Origin of the sequence: Butyrivibrio sp. AE3004, assembly GCF_000703165.1 — a bacterium.
Lineage (GTDB): Bacteria > Bacillota > Clostridia > Lachnospirales > Lachnospiraceae > Butyrivibrio.
The window spans coordinates 1,403,914-1,424,413 of record NZ_JNLQ01000002.1 but is presented as its reverse complement, the minus strand read 5'-3'; the positions used below and the strand labels follow the sequence as shown (position 1 = coordinate 1,424,413).

The following is a 20,500-nucleotide window of genomic DNA, read 5'->3' as shown; positions in this document are numbered from 1 at the left end:
ATCCGGGATCCCCCCTTTTCATACTTAGAATTCAAAATACCAATAAAATACTATCATAATTGTATCACATATAAACATATATATGCAAAAAAGAACAGATATCCAAATATGAATATCTGTTCCTTATAAATTTTAAATTTATCTTTTGTTTAAACTTTAAGCAGGGTATGCACCATTCTTGGTATCTGCTGCTGTAAGGTCAACCTTTTCCTGCTGTGCAAGACGATATTTGAAGAAATCTGTTGCAACCTGAGGGAACAATGCATAAGACAATACGTCTTCATCCTGCTGCTTCCATTGTTTAACATCTTCCTCAAACTTAGGAAGTCCGGGAGCAAGCTTATCTGCAGGTCTGCATGTAATAACCTCTCTGTCGCCTATAATCTTCTTCTGAACTTCAGGATTGAAAGGTTTGATTGTCTTACCATATTCACCGGCAAGCAGATCCTTCGTCTGGTCTGTAGCAACCTTATATCTTTCACCCATAAGTACGTTCATAACAGCCTGAGTACCAACGATCTGTGAAGAAGGTGTAACAAGCGGAGGTTCACCAAAGTCCTTACGAACCTGAGGAATCTCCTCAAGAACTGTATTATACTTATCGCTTGCATTCTGTTCCTTAAGCTGGCTAACCATGTTGGAAAGCATACCACCGGGAACCTGATACATAAGAGTCTTAATGTTAACTCCAAGAACCTTAGCATCCATAAGTCCGCTCTTTAAGCACTCTTCTCTGTAAGGTCTGAAGTAATCAGCAATCTCAGCAAGAAGCTTCTGATCAAGACCAGAATCAAATTCCTGTCCCTTGAAGGCTTCTACCATAACCTCTGTAGCAGGCTGTGATGTACCAAGTGCAAAAGGTGAAATAGCGCAGTCAATGATATCAACACCTGCTTCAGCAGCCTTAAGATATGTCATACTTGCAACACCTGAGGTGTAATGTGTATGAAGATCAATAGGAAGGCTTGTAGCACTCTTAAGAGCTTTAACCAGCTTCTCTGCCTCATAAGGAAGAAGAAGTCCTGCCATGTCCTTGATACAGATAGAATCTGCACCCATTGACTCGATTTCCTTAGCAATGTTCATCCAGTATTCTTCTGTATAAGCATCACCAAGTGTATATGCAAGAGCGATCTGAGCGTGTCCACCCTCTTTCTTACATGTTTTTACAGATGTCTCAAGATTTCTTAAATCATTCAGGCAGTCAAAAATACGAATAATATCAATACCATTAGCAATTGACTTCTGAACAAAATACTCAACAACATCATCAGGATAGTGCTTGTAACCAAGAATGTTCTGACCACGAAGAAGCATCTGAAGCTTTGTGTTCTTAAATCCATCTCTTAATTTACGAAGTCTCTCCCAAGGATCTTCCTTCAGGAATCTCATGGAAGCATCAAATGTAGCACCTCCCCAACACTCTACTGAGTTGTATCCTACTTTATCCATTGTAGGAATAATGGGAAGCATAAGCTCTGTAGGCATTCTGGTGGCAATCAGTGACTGATGAGCATCACGCAGAACTGTCTCTGTAATCTTAATTGGCTTTGCCATAGTAATATCTCCTTTTCAATATTTTCATAAGGAAGTTCCGCTTTCGAGCTTTCAGCTCTCGCCGGAACAAAGTTCGATTACGGAAACCAAAGATTTCCTATCTCACTTTAAAATACTCCGAATACTGCCATAAAGGTTCCGGCAACAACTGCAGTTCCAACTACACCTGCTACGTTAGGTCCCATAGCATGCATGAGAAGGAAGTTGCTGGGATCATACTCTGCACCAACCTTCTGAGATACTCTGGCAGCCATAGGAACAGCAGAAACGCCTGCCGATCCGATAAGGGGATTAACCTTACCGCCTGTGATAACGCACATCAGCTTACCAAACAATGTTCCGGCAGCAGTACCTATAACAAACGCTATAAGACCAAGAACTACAATCTTTATAGTTGTTATATTGAGGAATGCCTCAGCACTTGTTGTAGCACCTACAGAAGTACCAAGCATTATTACAACGATATACATAAGTGCATTGGAAGCTGTTTCCTGAAGCTGACGAACAACTCCACTTTCACGGAACAGGTTACCAAGCATCAACATACCGATAAGAGGTGCTGTTGTAGGAAGAATCATACTTACAACGATCGTAACAATAATAGGGAAAAGAATCTTTTCAAGCTTTGAAACAGGACGAAGCTGCTGCATGCGAATCTTTCTTTCCTTTTCAGTTGTAAGAAGCTTCATAACCGGCGGCTGAATAATCGGTACAAGTGACATGTACGAATATGCTGCTACGGCAATAGGACCAAGAATTGTGGTCTGGTTAAGCTTTGTTGCAAGGAATATAGATGTAGGACCATCTGCTCCTCCGATAATTGAAATAGCTGCAGCCTGCTGATCGTTAAATCCCATGGCAATAGCCATGAAATAAGCTGAAAAGATACCAAACTGAGCAGCTGCTCCCATAAGGAAGCTCTTAGGGTTAGCAATAAGCGGGCCAAAGTCCGTCATCGCTCCAACTCCCATGAAGATAAGTGAAGGCATTATAGCCCACTCATCAAGCAGGTAGAAATAATATAAAAGTCCGCCTACACCGTTGGATGACTTCTCGATTGAAATCATAATATCAGGATAGATATTAACCAAAAGCATACCGAAGGAGATAGGCACTAAAAGAAGTGGCTCGAAATCTTTGGCGATTGCAAGATACATGAATATCAGCGCAACGACTACCATGATATAGTTACCGGGAGTCATTGTTGTAAATGCTGTTTGCTGCCAGAGATTCGATAATGTGTTTACAATGTAATCCATTTAACGACCTCCGTGTGAGTCTCCTAATTTAGTTCATTGTTGCAACAACGCCGCCGGCTTCAACCTGATCACCCACAGCAACGTCGATACTTGCGATTGTTCCATCCTGAGGAGCAACCATAGGAATCTCCATCTTCATTGATTCCATAACAACAACGGCATCACCCTTCTTAACTGCCTGACCTACAGAAGCCTCGATCTTAAGGACCTTACCTGCTGCACCTGCTGTTACCTTAACGCCGCCTGCGCCGGCACTAGCCTTCTTAGCAGGTGCTGCGGGAGCCTTAGGTGCTGCTACGGGAGCTGCTGCTACAGGAGCGCCACTGCCTGCACCTTCCTCTACAGTTACATCATATACGTTTCCGTTAACGGTAATTGTATAATTTTTCATTATATATATCCTCCTAAAAAATAAGCTTGAATTCTGATATTTTAAGCTCTTTTCCAATTGCTTGCTTTGCCAACCTTACGAACCGACCTTACAACAAATCCATCACCGGTGTTGCCCTGACTTGCTTCATAAGCTGCTATAGCTGCTGAGATTACAGCAACAAGCTCTGTATCATCAGAAAGCTCTTCTTCCTTCTCTGCAATCTGAGAAGTAACGGTATCCATTGATTTCTGTGTAATCTCTTTATTGGTCTCCGTTTTTTTCTCAGTCATCTTATTAATGAGCGGGAATAAAGAAATAACCAAAGCAATTATAATAAGTACAGTAAATGCCATTCCCATACCAAGAAGTGTATTAAGTCCGGCACTTCTAAGCTTCTCACCGGTTGAATGATTAACATTGACTGAAATAAGTGTGGGAACACCTTTTCTATCAAGTGAATATTCAAGGATTGCCGTATGTGCATTATTTCCGGTTCCTTCAATGATCGCATCAACCATCAGAGCACCATCTTTGTTTACATAGTAGGTAAGATCCTTGACGCTGATATCTTCTGCAAGTGTCTCGGTGCTGTTAAAACCGATTTCATTAATCGCATCATACCAGTTCTTATATCCGGCGAAGAATACATCATAAGTATTCTCATCAAAGCTGTCTTCTAATTTATCCTGGAAATTGTCAGGTGTTATACCCTGCAAATACATAGTTTCAAAGTACTGGTCTTCGATTGTCTGGGCATATCCCATCAGACCATCCTTTGAAAATACACTTTCATCATATCTGCTTCCGGCTACAGTATTATACTGAATATTGTCACCACATGCAGATAGACCCAGCATGCAGATAAGGGTAACACCTAAAGCAAAAATCTTATGCTTCACTGTCAGGCTCCTCCTTATACTGTAGTGTGCTTCCTCACAGGGCGCTCTTCACGCTTAGAGTAAAGCATTTCAAAAGCTCCTATTACATATTTTCTTGTGTCTGCAGCGTCGATGATCGTATCAACATATCCTCTGCCTGCAGCACTTTCTACATTGTTCTGGAGTCTCTCGTAAGCAGCTGCTGTATCTGCCACAGTTGCAGCGTCCTTGCCATCAGCAATGATCTTAGCAGCGTGCTCTGCATTCATAGTACCGATTTCTGCATCCGGCCATGCAAATGTCATATCTGCACCTATAGCCTTTGAGTTCATAACAACATATGCACTACCGTAAGCGGTTCCTGTAACAACATTAACCTTCGGAACTGTAGCTCCTGATAATGCAGCAACAAGCTTAGCTGCACTCTTTGCAACATGTCTTTCATCACATTTTGTTGCGCCGAAACCTTTAACATTTGTAAGTGAAAGAACAGGAATTTCAAAAGCATCGCAGAAGTCAACCATATCTGCTGCTTTTTCACATGCATGAGCTGTAAGAACATTATCAAACTTTTCAGCAACTTCACCGTTCTCATCATAAACAGCTCTTCTGTTTGCGATAACGCCAACAGTTGCACCGTTTAATTTAATAAAGCCTGTTACCATCTCCTTTGCATATCCGCGCTTTGTTTCAAAGAAGATTCCGTTATCGGAAATCTGTCTAAGCATAAGTGCCGGATCATCAACTGATCCATCGAGATTTTCACATGCGCGATTAAGATCGTCTGCACATTCTTCAAAATTCTCTGTATCTTCATTGTTTGAAGGAAGTAGTGAAACGAGTTCTCTGATCTGAGCATAGATTGCCTGTTCGTCAGCTGCAACGTCTACGTTTCCGACCTCACCGCTCTGCCATGAAGCAGATGATGTATCGCATTTTTCCTTACTGTTACCTTCAAGGACATTAGGAGAATTAACAAAGAGTTTTCCACTGTTTTCTTCCATGAAAGTAAAATCTGTCATTGTCGGGAAAAGTGCAAGACCGCCACCACATGATCCAAGAATTGCTGTGATCTGCGGAACAACTCCTGAAGCACTTACCTGCTTGCGATAGATCTCGCCGAATGCATTAAGTGCATCAGTTGCCTCCTGAAGACGAAGTCCAGCTGAATCGATAAGACCGATTACCGGTGCTCCCATCTTAAGAGCCATATCATAGAGACCTGCTATTTTTTTAGCATGCATCTCACCTACAGAGCCGCCGAGAACGGAAGCATCCTGAGCATAAACGTATACAAGCTTACCGCCAATAACGCCATAGCCGGTTACTACACCATCAGAGGGTGTCTCTGTCTGCTTCAGATTGAAATCCGTGCTTCTTGCCTTAACCTGAGCGCCGATTTCAACGAAACTGTTTTCATCAAGCAGAGAAAAGATTCTCTGACTTGCCTGAGAAGAACTACTCATTTCTTCACCTCCGTAATATATTTTTAAGTGGGAAATAGCTTTTGTCTATAAGAAAATGTGGAGCAACTTTCAGATAGCCAAAACCACAACTTAAGTCAGAATATAGTATAGCACAAAACAAGGGCATGGAGAATACTCCACGCCCTTATTTTATGCGGAATTATATTATTTTTATATTTAAACATCAAGTTTAACACTTATTTCCTGTTCGGCTTCCTGTTTGAATTCTTCAACCCTCACAGCATCCAGTGCCGGAAGCTCTTCGAGAGATTTAACCCCAAAGCTTCTAAGAAACTGCTCAGTCGTCCCAAACAGCAACGGTCTTCCCGGAGCATCAAGTCTTCCCAGCTCCTGAATAAGATTGAACTCCACAAGCCTGTTGACAGCATGATCACTGTTTACGCCCCTTATTCTTTCGACATCAAGACGGGTAATCGGCTGTTTATAAGCAATAATCGATAAAGTTTCCATAAGTGCATCCGTAAGAGTAATCTTCTTAGGAGTTTTAGCAACCTTTATCAAATACTCATACATCTCACTTTTTGTACAAAGCTGGATGGAATCTTCAAGTTCAATAAGTCCGATACCGCTATCCGTTCTATCGTATTTTTCCTTAAGATAAGCAATCTGTTTACGAACATCCTTCAGATCCTCATCCAATGCATTACAGATTGCCGCTACAGAAACCGAATCCCCCATTGTAAAAAGGATTGCTTCTATAGCTGCCGCTCCTTCTTCTTTTGTCATATCTTCCTCACTTGGCTGCTCTGTTTGATGTGATCATAATATCACCAAACGTCTCAGTCTGTTCAATTTCTATATCGCCTATCTTCATGGCTTCAAGTATTACCATGAAGGTAACTATAATCTCTACCTTGCTGCCCTGTTTTTCAAGAAGTTGTTTAAAGCTGAATCTCTTGTGTTCTCTGATATATTCTTGAACATAAACAGTTTTCTGGTCAAGATCCACCGATTCCTTCTCTATTTTGCCAAATTTACTTCTGATAGGATCAACCTTATCCTCTTGTCTTCTAAGTAAAGCCTGAAAAATATCGTTAAGCTTAGCAAGATTGGCATCACCTATAAGTGTGTCGTAGTCTATAGGTTCTTCATATGACATAACTTCCGGTGGAATGCTTTTTTTCCTGTACATATGTGTATCAGCATTGATCTGACGTTCACGTAGCTCATCAGCCATAAACTTATACATCTTATATTCAAGAAGTTTCTCGACAAGTTCTGCTCTGGGATCTTCTTCTTCGCCTTCCTCATTAACTTCTTTAGGCAAAAGCATCTTACACTTTATATCAACAAGCGTTGCAGCCATAACCAGGAATTCACTGGTAACTTCCATGTCATCTCTCTGCATGGCTCTGATGTAATCCATATATTGCTCTGTTATGACAGCAATAGGTATATCATATATATCTATTTTGTTTTTATCTATCAGATGAAGCAACAGATCAAGAGGTCCCTCAAAGACCTGAAGCTTTACTTCCAGTGCCATTATAAGCTATCCTCGTTACTGATTTATTTATCCGAAATAATTTTTATCACACAAAGCTCTCCGGGATTATTAAACCTTATCGGAACCGAATGTGTGGAAAGCCCTCTGCTTAATACCATTTTCTTATTTGTTAACTCAAACAGTCCGCCGTCATATTTAGGAAACAATACCATCGCAGGTGATATCACACCTCCAATAAAAGGAATCCTTATGATGCCACCGTGGACATGACCCGAAACAGTAAGATCAGCACCCCATTTTACATAGTCTTCAAAATAAATCGGATTATGTGCGATTAATAATTGGAATCTGCTTTCGCACGGTTTTCCAAAATATTGTTCTATATGGTTCTCAGGCATGGGGCGTTTTACAACTTTTCTGAAATATTCATACCCAAGCTCAAGACCATGGATTTCCATGTTATAGTCTTCCAGATAAGTGCCTGTATTTCTCAAATGAACACATCCTGCATCGGTTATTTTTTTAGCATACTTTGTATATACTTCTTTTCTGTGGCCGCCAAGAAGATCCATTTTGTATTCATGATTGCCATTTGCAGCATAAACAGGATATCTTGAACATAGTTTTGCTACAAAATCCCCGATTTCTTCGTAATGATCCTGTCCGGATTCATTAAATGCCGTAAGTAAGTCGCCTGCTATAAGAATGATATCCGGAGATATTTTGTCTATAGCTTTAAGTAATTCTGAATTTCCTTCACCGAATTGTTTCTCATGGAGATCCGATAAAAGACAAAATACAGCATCCTTTTTTATTTTATCCGAATGAATCTCATAGTTTCTCACAACAAAGTGATTCATATCATGATAAATGATCGCAATAACTGACAATATCAATATCGCAAACACTATCGAAATAATATATATCATATTTTGTCCTATGAATTTGCGGAGTAATTAGTAAGAAATGTATTACATAGAAATTCAGACAGATTTCTTATGTAATAAAATAGTCCTTGATTTAAATAAACCAAGGACTTATTTTTATTAATTATATTTACGTTTTCTAGCTGCTTCAGACTTTTTCTTACGCTTTACGCTTGGCTTCTCGTAATGTTCTCTTTTACGAATCTCCTGCTGGATGCCAGCCTTAGCACAGCTTCTCTTAAAGCGACGTAATGCGCTGTCTAAAGTTTCGTTCTCTTTTACAATAACTGTTGACATTCTCTACTCTTACCCTCCCTTCAGACCCTTCCTTAACGGGCACCAGGGTTATTTGCTATGTCTTTGAGCATTAGCCCACATAACATCTATAGATTATACCATAATTTCAGGCCCCGTCAAGAGCAAATTAAAAAGATCTAAAAATATTTATTTATCTATTTATTTTATCTGTAATTCAAGTGCTTTTTCTGTTTCAGCAATAGCATCAGGAATACCTGCAGGATTCTTGCCACCTGCCTGTGCCATATTAGGGCGACCACCACCGCCGCCACCTACTTTACCGGCAATTGCTTTTACAAGGTTACCTGCATGAGCACCCTTTGAAATAGCTTCTTCGGTTGCCATAGCCATAAGGTTAACTTTGCCGTCAAGTTCGGAAACAAGAACTACAACACCTTCACCAAGTTTACCCTTAAGCTGGTCTCCAAGATCTCTAAGGCCGTTCATGTCAACTCCCTTTACACTCTGTGCAATAAGTTTAACGCCCTTAATATCCTTTACGCTATCCATTACATCCCCAAGAGCAGCCTGCGCTTCCTTGCTCTTAAGCGATTCATTTTCGCTCTTTAATGCTTTAAGCTCTTCCTGAAGCTTCTTTATCTGAGTAAGAACATCAGATGTATTTGCTTTAAGAAGTTTTGCTGCATCATTAAGAGTAGCCTCTACATTCTTGTAATAATTTCTGGCATTATCACCAGTAAGAGCCTCTATTCTTCTCACACCGGCAGCAACACCGCTTTCCGAAACAATCTTAAACATGCCTACATGGCTTGTATTTGATACATGAGTACCACCGCAAAGCTCAATAGAGAAATCCCCCATCTTTACAACACGTACTCTGTCGCCATATTTCTCACCAAACAGAGCCATTGCTCCGGTCTTTTTGGCTTCTTTCATTGTCATCTCTTCCGTAACAACAGGAAGGGCCTCAGCAATCTTCTTATTTACAAGATCTTCAACCTTTTGAATCTCATCAGGAGTCATAGCCTGATGATGGCTAAAATCAAATCTTGTCTTATCAGTATCCTGATAAGAACCTGCCTGCTCTACATGGTCTCCGAGAACTTCTTGAAGAGCCTTCTGAAGAAGATGCGTAGCTGAGTGATTTCTGCAGGTCTTTGCTCTTTCCTGTGCATCAACCTTAAGAGAAACTTCATCAGAATTCTTAAAGCTGCCGCTTACAACAGTTCCTACATGCGCAGTTCTTCCACCTGCTACATGAACAGTCTCTGTAACTTCAAATTTCGAACCATCTTTTCCGAGAATAACACCTGTGTCACCTACCTGGCCGCCCATAGTGCCATAGAAAGTTGTTTTGCTTGTAATTATTGAGCCCTGCTCGCCTTCCTTAAGTTCATCTGTTAATGCATCACCTGATGCCATAGCTACAATACTGCCATCGCAGTCAAGTGCATCATAACCAAGGAACTGCACCTGAACAGATTCATCAAGCCCATCAAATACACCTGCTCCTGTACTAAGGTTTGCAGAGAAGTTTTGGTTATCTCTTGCCTTCTGCTTCTGCTCTTCCATAGAATCTGCAAAACCCTTTTCATCAACAGTGAATCCTTCCTCACCGGCAAGTTCAACAGTAAGTTCTACAGGGAAGCCGAAAGTATCGTAAAGGAAAAATGCATCCTTTCCTTCTATTTCTTTCTTGCCTTCAGCACCGGTCTTATCAAGAATCTTCTTAAATTCTTTCATACCGTTTTCAAGAGTTGATTCAAAACGAGTAATTTCTCTTTCAAGTTCTGTAAGAACAAACTTGCGATTCTTATCAAGATGTTCATAGCTCTCAGCATACTCATCTATATATATCTTCGCAACGCCAAGAATCTGATCCTTGTTAAGACCAAGTGTTCTTGCATGTCTTACGGCACGACGAATAAGTCTTCTTAAAATATATCCCGCTCCTGTATTTGAAGGAAGAAGCTTAGCTTCATCTCCGATAAGCATAACGGAAGTACGTGTATGATCAGCAAGTATCCTCATTGATCTTGTGGTTTTTTCGTCAGCCTCATATTTGATTCCGCTTTCTTTTTCAATGTATGCAATAACAGGTGCATGCAGATCAATCTTATAAACGTCATCAACTCCGTTAAGGAAAGCAAGAATACGCTCAAGTCCCCAACCTGTATCAACGTTTTTCTGAGAAAGAGGTGTTAAATGTCCGTCATGATGTTTCTCATACTGCATGAAAACATCATTACCTATTTCTGTATATTTTCCGCAATGACATCCGGGACCGCAATCAGGGCCGCAATCAGGAATATCCTTTACATAGAACATCTCACTATCGGGACCACAGGGACCATATTCAAGTCCCCACCAGTTATCCTCAGCAGGAAGGTAAAAAATATTCTCAGGTTTAAAGCCTGATTCAATACGATATTTAGCGCCTTCCTCATCCCTCGGTGCATTCTCATCACCTGCAAAAACAGTAGCAGCAAGATGATCTGCATCGAATCCAAAGAGCTGAGTTAAAAGTTCGAAGCTCCACTGACAACGCTCCTTCTTAAAGTAGTCACCAAGTGACCAGCTTCCCATCATTTCAAAGAATGTACCATGACTCTTATCACCTACAGAATCAATATCATTGGTACGAACACATCCCTGAACATTGCAGAGTCTGGTTCCCATAGGGTGCTTCTTACCAAGAAGATACGGCATAAGAGGCTGCATACCTGCAACATTAAACATAACACCTGTTGACCCGTCAGATACAAGTGAAACCGCACCACAATCAACATGTCCTCTGTCTATATAAAACTGCTTCCATGCCTTACGCAGTTCATTTGCTGTAAATTGTTTCATATATTCTATAAACTCCTTTGTTTTTCAATACCTTTCCGTCTCGAAAACTTATTAAATAAAGTTTTTAAATGTATCAGAAGGTAAACTTATCTGCAAAGTATGCTTCAAGTTCATCAATTGCAACTCTTTCCTGTTCCATACTGTCACGGAAACGAACAGTAACCTTTCCGTCTGTCTCAGAATCAAAATCATATGTTACACAGAAAGGAGTACCAATTTCGTCCTGTCTTCTGTATCTCTTACCGATATTTCCTCTGTCATCAAATTCGCAGTTATATTTCTTTGAAAGCTGAGCAAAGATTTTTTCAGCGCCTTCGTTAAGCTTTTTGGAAAGAGGAAGGACCCCAATCTTAACCGGAGCAAGTGCGGGATGGAAATGAAGAACTGTTCTTACATCTCCTTCAGCAATTTCTTCTTCATCATAAGCGCCGCAAAGGAAAGCAAGTACAACACGGTCAGCTCCGAGTGAAGGTTCAATAACATAAGGAATGTATCTTTCATTCTTTGTATCATCAAAGTATGTGAGGTCTTCCTTAGATACCTCCTGATGTCTTGAAAGGTCATAGTTGGTTCTGTCAGCAATTCCCCAAAGCTCACCCCAGCCAAACGGGAACATGAACTCTATATCACTTGTAGCTTTGGAATAGAATGAAAGCTCTTCCTTATCATGGTCTCTTACTCTCATTTCTTCTTCCTTCATACCAAGAGATTTAAGCCAGTCAATGCAGAACTGTCTCCAATACTCAAACCACTCAAGATCTGTTTCAGGCTCACAGAAGAACTCGAGCTCCATCTGTTCGAATTCTCTTGTTCTGAAAGTAAAGTTACCCGGTGTGATCTCATTTCTGAAAGACTTACCAATCTGACCAATACCGAAAGGAATCTTCTTTCTGGATGTACGCTGAACATTTTTGAAATTAACAAAAATACCCTGCGCTGTTTCAGGTCTTAAATATACAGTATTCTTAGCATCCTCTGTAACACCCTGGAATGTCTTGAACATAAGGTTGAACTGACGAATGTCAGTAAAGTTGTGTTTTCCGCATGACGGGCATGGAACATTATGATCATCGATGAACTTCTTCATCTCCTCCTGGCTCCATCCGTCAACAGATGATTCAAGTGTAATATTGTTCTCAGCAGCAAAATTCTCTATAAGCTGATCAGCTCTGAAACGCTCATGGCACTCCTTACAATCCATAAGAGGATCTGAGAAGCTGGAAAGGTGACCTGAAGCTACCCAAGTCTGAGGATTCATAAGTATAGCGCAATCAACACCTACATTGTAAGGGCTCTCCTGAATAAATTTCTGCCACCATGCCTTCTTTACATTATTCTTAAGTTCAACACCGAGATTACCGTAATCCCATGTGTTTGCAAGACCACCATAGATCTCACTTCCGGGATAGATAAAGCCCCTGCCCTTTGCAAGAGCAATGATTTTTTCCATTGTTTTTTCATTTGCTTTCATAACCAAAACCTCTTTCCGAGCAATACGCTCATTTGTTATTTATTTAGAGCAACATGCTCATATATTACTTATCTAAAACCATGCATACGGCTGTATCATCGGCTACTGCTGAGAAATCTGCTGTATTTTTATCAACAAGAGAAATGCCGCCGGATACATATTTTATTTTATATGGAACGGAAATAATATTTTTTGACCCTGAAATAATCACATGTTTATTTTCAAGTTTATCGACTTTCTCGCTGTCTATAGCATTCCCATCCTTATCAACAAGTGAATTTACATCTATCTGTCCGGATAATCTGGCTTCCGATACTGTTTCATATACAAGAGTCTCATTATTGAAATGAGCATAATCGGATGCACTTGCGAATTTAATTACGAGTTTTACTTTTTCGCCATCCTTATCGATTGATTTAAGTGATGCTGTATTCTCCCCGTTTGATACAACAAATGCATTTATTTCATTTTCAGTCATCTCACGAAGTTCATCAATACTGTAATAGCTTTCATTAAAATCTTCAACCATTGTGCTGATTACAGAACCGTCTTTTTTTATTTCGATTGAAGATCTGTCACTTTTCCCACTTTCAGAATCGTCTTTGCAGGCTGTAAGCATAATGGAAAATACGATTACGAAACACAATATAAAATTTATTGATATTTTTCTTTTCACAAGGATAACCTCATATACACAAAAATTAACATGCCCTCTACGCACACTTTTATGATTATATAACGCATTTTATGCTTTTTCAAATATTTACCAATTAAAAAATCAGGTTTCTATCATTTGTATCATTTCAAGACTATTTAATTTACGATCAATGAACGTCTTCCTATATATATCACAAATATGAAGAAGCTCATAAAGTACGTCCTTTGTAACAGCAAACGAATATAGTTTTCCTATAGAGCTGGTTCTTATAAACTCAAGTGTATATGCAGTAGATTCTTCATACTTTCTGTCCGTTGGAATACCGGGATATTCTCCATTTATTACGAGACTTTTTATCTCGTACACACATCTTACAAGTTTATTATCGAAATTCTCAGCCTCCAGAGCGCGAAGTGATTGATATAAAAGCTTAAGAAGCTCACGCTCATCATTATTTTCTCTTGAATAGTAATCAGCAAGTTCAAGAAAAAACATTCCATACATGGAACCATTAAAATCATTTCTGAAAAATTCAAAGTAGTTTACAATTCTCGCTTCCTGAATTGTATAAGATGTTCTGCCTTCATAGAGCTTGAATTCTCCAAAACAAAAAGGCTCAACAACACCGGAAAGATGATTTCCGGGGCGTCTTGAGCCTTTAGCAAAGGCTGAAATCTTTCCACGTTCGGAAGTGAGAATTGTAACAATAAAGTCATAATCTCCAACAGGAGCCCTCTTTATTATTATTCCGTTTACAGTGGTAAATTCAACCATTTATTCCTCGATTACTTAGTGTTCTTATATCCAAAGTTCTTCATTTGAACAGTGTCATTTCTCCAGTCTTTTCTGACCTTTACAAACAGCTGAAGATTAACCTTACAACCAACCATATTTTCAATATCGCCTCTTGCCTGTGAACCAATCTCTTTAAGCATTGATCCACCTTTACCAATAATGATCCCTTTGTGAGAATCTCTTTCACAAATAATGGATGCTTCAATATCCATTATTTGAGTCTCGTCGGAAACATCAGCAGCATCTGTTGCACCACCTTTTAAGGCTGCAAGCATAGCTTCAAGATCATTGTTGCTTTCACTTTTTCCTTTTTTGGGAGGATGCACATGCTTTGATTTTTTCTTTTTAACGGGAGCAGTCTGTTTCCTTGTTTTCCTTGTTTTCATTGTTTCCACTGTAACTGCAATACCATGAGGAACTTCATCCGAAAGAAGCCTGAGTGCCTTTTCGCGGATTATTTCACTGACAATATCTCTTTCAGATTGATCAGTAAGAGTTTCATCATCATAAAAAGGATCTCCATAAGGAAGTCTGTCAAACATCTTTTGCATCAATTCATCAAGATTATTACTTTTCAGTGCGGATACCGTCACAATGTCGGCGTAATCCATTTCCTTTTTATAAGCATCTATAAAGCTTTGCAAATCGTCAGCGGAAACGGTATCTATCTTATTTATTACAAGAATCACCTGCTTACCGCACTCCCTCAGCTGATCGATTATCATGTGTTCTCCGTCACCTATAAATGTGCTCGGTTCAACAAGCCAGAGTATAAGATCTACTTCTTCCATGGTTTTAGTTGCCACATTGACCATGTATTCTCCAAGTTTGTTTTTTGACTCATGTATTCCGGGAGTATCCAAAAAAACAATCTGTCCGCGATCATCTGTATAAACCGTTTGTATTCTTCCACGTGTAGTTTGTGGTTTATGAGAAGTAATAGCAATCTTTTGACCTATCAGATGATTCATCAGTGTAGATTTTCCTACATTCGGTCTTCCTATAAGAGTAACATAGCCGCATTTTAAACTTAAATTTCTATCATTCAGATTTTCCTGCATAAATAAGCTGCTCCACTTTCCCAAATAAATCCTTGCTTTGTACAATCTTATTGCCATCGCCTACAACACACAGACATTCATCTTCCATAAATGCATCCACGTATGCTGAAAGACTTCTTATCTTTTCAAGATCGGTAGCAAGGAGCGAATCTCTGTCCTTTTGAATATCTTTCATATTTGCTTTGCAAAGATAAGCAGTAAGTCCGTAAGCGCCCTTTGTTGAAGGTGTTTTGGGTGTATCAAGATCACTGATCGCACCGATAACAAACTGATTAATTGTTCTCTCATCAGCGTCAAAGTTCTTGATATATTCCGATGCTTCCTTAAAGACATCAATACTTCTTGAAAGATGTGGATCCCTGTAAGTAACAAAGTATGAATCGCCGTTTTTGGAAAAGCCGCTCATGCAGCCGTAAGCACCTCCAAGTACACGGATGTTTTTCCATAAATAATCATATCCAAGCATCACCTTAAGCACTCTTAATGCACCATCATACTTTAATCCCTTCGAAGCATAATTGCCTGCTCTGCAAACGTACTGCACCTGTCCTGCTGTCTGGAAGCCTTCATTTTCCTTATTGCACTCCACTTTAAATCCGGTTGTATTTATTTCCTCAGTATGGAGCTTATTTGCAAATGAAATTACCTTTTCTTCAAATCCGTCATACTCTTTCTCTGATGCAGTATAGTCAACAAGAAGATTCTCCGGTCTGAAAATAATTTCACATAACTCTTTCATATTACCGGCAATTTCATGTGCTGTTGCTTTATTATCAGCAAGCTTTTCCCTCACCTCTTCAAGCATTCTGTATCCACCGATGCCTGATACCATATCAGAAATCTTAGCAGCCTCCGACACATATGAAAGCGCACGAAGTGCTGCACTGTGATGTCCTGCACCTGCAAGCTCGGAGCGAAGTCTGCTACAGGTTTCATCGAGAATTTCCAAAAGTCTTTTCTCATCCTCAAACCTGGTCTTTAATAAAATTTCCGTAACAAGATCAAATGCCTTATCAAGCTGCAAATATAATGCCTTTGCTGCAACCTCAAAGGTGGTTGTAAACTTTTTAACATCACCTGAATCGGTGTATGTACTTATTGATGCATTTATTCCACCGGTCTGAAGATTTATCTCATTATAAAGATCAGTATATGAATAGTTCTCTGTATCCATAAGTCCGAGTAGCAGCTTCAAAAGAGGTGTATACGGAAGAAGTCTGTCCGGAACATTTTTCATGTCAAAAACAAAATTTATATAACCGATTTCATTTGTAAAGATATTGTGGAACAGAATCTTTTGTTTACCGGCATATCTTTCTTCGTTAATGAATTTTTCAGCTTCTTTCTTTATATCATCTCTTGTAAGAAGCGGTATTTTTGCAAGATCCTCAGGATTGTCAGGTTCCTCCTGATATTCTTTAAGTTCAGCTGTTTCTCTCACTATCGCGGAAATTTCTTCATCACTTAATGCTTCTTTATATTTCTGAAGTTTCCGGCAGAGTTCTTCATCCTTTTTCTCTGTTAAACCTTTTTCAGGTTCCATTATCAGAACTGTGCTGTGCGTATTATTCAGAAGATATTTCTCTATAAGCCTTTCAAAATATCCTGTATCTACTTCTTTTTTCAACTCTGCAAATGTAGCATTTGCTTCTATGTTTATCCACGGCTTTGTATCATCATACAACCAGCTGTCCATAACCTGTAATCCATAAAGAAGTCCCTTAGGAAATCTTCCGAAATCAGCTTCTCTGTACTTAAATTCATCAGCATTTATCCCGGCAAGAAGTGCCTTTTTATCAATGCCGTTCTTTACCTGATTTTTCAGAACATCTTCTATCGTTTTTAAAAATTCGTCTTTTTGCTCCGGGTTGGCATTTTTAGCAACTATTGAAAAGACAGGCTGAATTATTCCATTGTCATAATCACTGAATACTTCGCTTCCGATTCCCTTATCAATAAGTGCCTTCTTTATCGGAGCTCCGGGCGCCGAACAAAGTGCGTAATCCAAAATATCAAAAGCTATATAGAATTTCGCATCAAGACTGCTTCCGACAGAATAATTTAAAGTAAGGTATGTATTATCTTTTTCCGATTCCTCATTCATGATCGGATACTTACAGCAAACTGTTTTTTGCTTCTCAAACGGAGTTTGAAGTCCGATTTCGGAATTCACATGAATGGAATCAAAATGAGACAAATATTTTTCATCAATATATTTAAGTTTTTCTGCCATATCCATATCTCCGTAAAGATAGATATAGCTGTTTGAGGGATGATAATATTTCCTGTGAAAATCAAGATATTCATCGTAAGTCAGATTATATATTTCATCAGGATCTCCGCCGGATTCTTTTCCATAGGTTGTATCAGGAAAGAGAGATTTTCTTATTTGTCTTGCAACTACCTCATCAGCTGAAGAAAATGCGCCCTTCATTTCGTTATAAACAACACCATTGATCTTCAATTCGTCATCGGCGCTGTCCATTTCGTAATGCCAGCCTTCCTGCTTAAAAATCTTATCCGTGTTATAGATATTGGGATAAAAAACGGCATCCAGATAAACATGCATAAGATTCTGGAAATCCGCATCATTACAGCTCGCAACCGGATAAACGGTTTTATCCGGATATGTCATGGCATTGATAAATGTATTGAGCGATCCTTTAACCAGTTCAACAAAAGGATCTTTTATAGGAAATTCCCGTGATCCGCAAAGTACAGTATGTTCAATTATATGTGCAACTCCGGTGGAATCCTTGGGTGGAGTTCTGAATCCAATGTAAAAAACCTTATTATTATCATCATTCGCAAGCAGTGCAACTCTGGCACCTGTCTTTTTATGTCTGACAATATAACTGTCTGAATTAAGGTCCTCTATTCTTCTATGCTCCAATACTTCATATGTATTAAGCTCTTCAACTCTCATCAACATTAACCTCGTAAAAACTAATAATTATATATCGAAATCATCACCGGGACCGGTAATAATATCAAAGTCATCTTTATCCTCCGAAGTACTCTTTGCATCGGGTTCTTCCGGATTCTTACTGTCTTCCTGAACTTCATTTTCTTGTTTCTTCTTTGCAGGTCCTATCGATAATACTCCGATATCAGACATTTCCTGCCTTTTCATATTGAAGTTCGGAACAAGATCCTCCTCGTCTTCATCGCCTGTAGGTAAAACCATACCTTCAGGAACAAATCTTGGAGTTTTCTTTTCTTCGTCTTTTTTCTCTGTTTCTTCTGAAACTAAATCTTCGCCGATTTCATTTTTTTCTGATGTTTCATCAGTAGTTAAAGATTTATCCAAAGCTTCTGTCTCATTTTTTGTTTTAGCTTTAGATTCATCTTCATCTTTGCCTATCGGATCTTTTGAAGATACTTCATCTTTTTCTGCTACTTCTTTAGATTCTTCCGTGATATCTTTAGCGATATCATTATACGCTGCACATGATATTCCGCAGCTTATAAGTAATACTATTGCAGTGATTATAAAAACTTCACTGTTCATGACCGTTTCACCGAGAAATAGTGATAAAACAATTCCAATTACCGAAAAAGCAAGCCAGGGAACTATTCTCTCACATCTGTCACGAATAAGAGTAAGCCATGCAGGAAGTAAAGCAGCTGCAAGCAGCCCCACTGCAAAATAGGTGTTGGGAATAGAATCATTTATCATTTTGATCCAGGAACTGTCATTGAATCCGTAAAATCTCCAGGTCCAGGCATGATACGTATCATAAATTCTGTCTATTCCACCTTCAAGGGCAAGCATGCCTATAAAAGCGGCCACTCCGGAAAACAAAGCTAATATTTCGTTTATGCAAACATTAAATGTATCGCCGCACATATCAGCAAGCATCCATGCGCTTAAAGCAAACACAATAACCACAGCACTGCCGGCTTCAAAGTAAATCATCGCACCTGTAAGTGCGCCAAAAATCACACTTATAATTTTATATACAATATGATTGCCTATACTTTTTTCAAAGCCCTTTACATAAATTACAGCAAGTAAAAGTTCAAATGCAAAGGCTGTTAAAATCAGCTGATCCGAACCTATTTCCCGGGTTGAGTAACCAAATGCGGGTATTGCTAACAGTAAGCCTCCTGCTATGATGGCAGAAGCCATTCCCATGCTTAATCTTACCGCTATGTACACAAAAACAGCCATAGCAATCCTAAGTGCAATATTCAATAACAAAGCAGCTCCCAATGTATTCCCAAGAAAGCTGATCACACTTCTCAAAAGTCCTACATACAGGCTGTCTGCAATACCAAAAGTCTGTACATTCTGCGTATTTTGAACAACAATTGCACTATCATAAAGAGAGATATTCCCGCTAAATTCAGTTACAAGCATTGCATATCGGCTGTAAGTAAATATCCCTGTAATAATAAGCGCTATAACAATAACAATTTCAAGCCATATAGGTCTTCTAAAATTGTTTACATTTTCAATATCATTGATTTTGTCTCCAATGATACTGAGAATCCATGAGATAACAAGTGAAGCAATCGCACATGCCGCGATCCCAACACCTGCAACAAGATATCTGTTATAAGATGGAAGCAGCCCCGAAACAAAGCCGGTAACTCCTATGGCAAATATCATTCCAAGAACATACATTACCCCGACACAAATTCCAATCCATGTCTTTTTCAGCTTCATCTCAAGGCCTCCCCATAACCTGTTATATTATTTTTTTATAATAAACAATTGATGCAACGTTTTATTCTACAGAGCTGTCATCCCAGTTGTGATAAACAGCCTGAACATCATCATCTTCTTCAAGAATATCAAGAATTCTCTGAATGCGCTTAACATTTTCCTCATCAGTAACTTCAACATAATTCTGAGGAATCATTGTAATCTCAGCAGATACTGTTGCAATCTTCTCATTCTCAAGTGCTTCAACAACACCCTGGAATGCCTCGGGAGTTGTAAGAATTTCGTAGCTGTCCTCTTCCTCATTGAAATCATCTGCACCAGCATCAAGTACAAGCATCATAAGGTCGTCAGCACCCATTGAGCACTCTTCCTTATCGATAAGAATCTGACCCTTTTTATCAAACATGTATGATACGCAGCCCTGTGTACCGATATTGCCGTTGCCCTTTGAAAAAGCGGCTCTTACATTTGCAGCTGTACGGTTTGTATTATCTGTAAGTGTGTCAACGATAATAGCGGTACCGCCCGGACCATATCCTTCATATGTAAGATTCTGATAATCAACACTGCCATCAGCACCTGCAGCCTTCTTAATACCACGCTCGATTGTGTCATTAGGCATATTGTTAGCCTTTGCTTTTGCAATAACCTGAGCAAGCTTAAAGTTATTGGACGGATCAGGACCGCCTTCCTTAACTGCTACCGCAATCTCACGTCCGATTACTGTGAAGATCTTACCTTTCGCAGCATCGTTTTTCTCCTTCTTATGCTTAATGTTAGCAAATTTTGAATGTCCTGACATTGT

General features: G+C 39.3%; 17 protein-coding genes. All 17 read right to left on the bottom strand.

The features are described from left to right. Positions 1–156: 156 nt before the first annotated feature. The 17 genes from BV60_RS0109300 to BV60_RS0109220 all read right to left on the bottom strand — a co-directional run bounded on the left by BV60_RS0109300 (position 157) and on the right by BV60_RS0109220 (position 20,497). Positions 157–1,557 carry an oxaloacetate decarboxylase subunit alpha gene (locus BV60_RS0109300; protein WP_029321192.1) on the bottom strand — a complete coding sequence of 467 codons (1,401 nt, stop codon included), beginning with the start codon at positions 1,555–1,557 and terminating at the stop codon, positions 157–159. A 107-nt stretch (positions 1,558–1,664) separates the two neighbouring features. Further along, on the bottom strand, positions 1,665–2,816 hold the full coding sequence (locus tag BV60_RS0109295; protein ID WP_029321190.1) for a sodium ion-translocating decarboxylase subunit beta: 1,152 nt from the start codon (positions 2,814–2,816) through the stop codon (positions 1,665–1,667). Positions 2,817–2,844: 28 nt separating this feature from the next. After that, positions 2,845–3,207: a biotin/lipoyl-containing protein gene (locus BV60_RS0109290; protein WP_029321188.1), complete on the bottom strand. Its 363-nt coding sequence runs from the start codon at positions 3,205–3,207 to the stop codon at positions 2,845–2,847. A gap of 41 nt (positions 3,208–3,248) precedes the next feature. Continuing rightward, positions 3,249–4,088 (bottom strand): OadG family protein, encoded by an 840-nt coding sequence (locus BV60_RS21900; RefSeq protein WP_051656623.1) that lies wholly within the window; start codon positions 4,086–4,088, stop codon positions 3,249–3,251. A gap of 14 nt (positions 4,089–4,102) precedes the next feature. After that, positions 4,103–5,533 (bottom strand): acyl-CoA carboxylase subunit beta, encoded by a 1,431-nt coding sequence (locus BV60_RS0109280; protein ID WP_029321184.1) that lies wholly within the window; start codon positions 5,531–5,533, stop codon positions 4,103–4,105. A gap of 177 nt (positions 5,534–5,710) precedes the next feature. Continuing rightward, a complete protein-coding gene (gene scpB, locus BV60_RS0109275; protein ID WP_029321182.1) occupies positions 5,711–6,280 on the bottom strand; it encodes an SMC-Scp complex subunit ScpB in 570 nt (189 codons plus the stop codon). Positions 6,281–6,287: 7 nt separating this feature from the next. Further along, positions 6,288–7,040: a segregation and condensation protein A gene (locus BV60_RS0109270; protein WP_029321180.1), complete on the bottom strand. Its 753-nt coding sequence runs from the start codon at positions 7,038–7,040 to the stop codon at positions 6,288–6,290. A gap of 23 nt (positions 7,041–7,063) precedes the next feature. Next, on the bottom strand, positions 7,064–7,930 hold the full coding sequence (locus BV60_RS0109265) for a metallophosphoesterase (RefSeq protein ID WP_029321179.1): 867 nt from the start codon (positions 7,928–7,930) through the stop codon (positions 7,064–7,066). Between the two features lie 117 nt (positions 7,931–8,047). Next, positions 8,048–8,224: a 30S ribosomal protein S21 gene (rpsU, locus tag BV60_RS0109260; RefSeq protein ID WP_022755619.1), complete on the bottom strand. Its 177-nt coding sequence runs from the start codon at positions 8,222–8,224 to the stop codon at positions 8,048–8,050. A 159-nt stretch (positions 8,225–8,383) separates the two neighbouring features. Then, the gene (gene alaS, locus BV60_RS0109255) at positions 8,384–11,038 is read right to left on the bottom strand and encodes an alanine--tRNA ligase (protein WP_029321177.1); all 2,655 of its coding nucleotides are present in this window, start codon (positions 11,036–11,038) and stop codon (positions 8,384–8,386) included. A gap of 73 nt (positions 11,039–11,111) precedes the next feature. Continuing rightward, positions 11,112–12,509: a glycine--tRNA ligase gene (locus tag BV60_RS0109250; protein ID WP_029321175.1), complete on the bottom strand. Its 1,398-nt coding sequence runs from the start codon at positions 12,507–12,509 to the stop codon at positions 11,112–11,114. 64 nt (positions 12,510–12,573) lie between these two features. Beyond that, positions 12,574–13,185, bottom strand: a complete 612-nt coding sequence (locus tag BV60_RS0109245; RefSeq protein ID WP_029321173.1) for a hypothetical protein — start codon at positions 13,183–13,185, stop codon at positions 12,574–12,576. Between the two features lie 102 nt (positions 13,186–13,287). After that, a complete protein-coding gene (recO, locus tag BV60_RS0109240) occupies positions 13,288–13,941 on the bottom strand; it encodes a DNA repair protein RecO (RefSeq protein ID WP_029321170.1) in 654 nt (217 codons plus the stop codon). 11 nt (positions 13,942–13,952) lie between these two features. Further along, a complete protein-coding gene (gene era / locus BV60_RS21040) occupies positions 13,953–15,023 on the bottom strand; it encodes a GTPase Era (RefSeq protein ID WP_035777198.1) in 1,071 nt (356 codons plus the stop codon). After that, complete coding sequence (locus BV60_RS0109230; protein ID WP_029321166.1) at positions 15,004–17,949, bottom strand: insulinase family protein; 2,946 nt, start codon at positions 17,947–17,949, stop codon at positions 15,004–15,006. Before BV60_RS0109230 ends, era begins: the two co-directional genes overlap by 20 nt. Positions 17,950–17,976: 27 nt before the next feature. Beyond that, the gene (locus BV60_RS0109225; RefSeq protein ID WP_029321164.1) at positions 17,977–19,695 is read right to left on the bottom strand and encodes a hypothetical protein; all 1,719 of its coding nucleotides are present in this window, start codon (positions 19,693–19,695) and stop codon (positions 17,977–17,979) included. A gap of 61 nt (positions 19,696–19,756) precedes the next feature. Then, positions 19,757–20,497, bottom strand: a complete 741-nt coding sequence (locus BV60_RS0109220; protein WP_029321162.1) for a YebC/PmpR family DNA-binding transcriptional regulator — start codon at positions 20,495–20,497, stop codon at positions 19,757–19,759. Positions 20,498–20,500 lie beyond the last annotated feature (3 nt).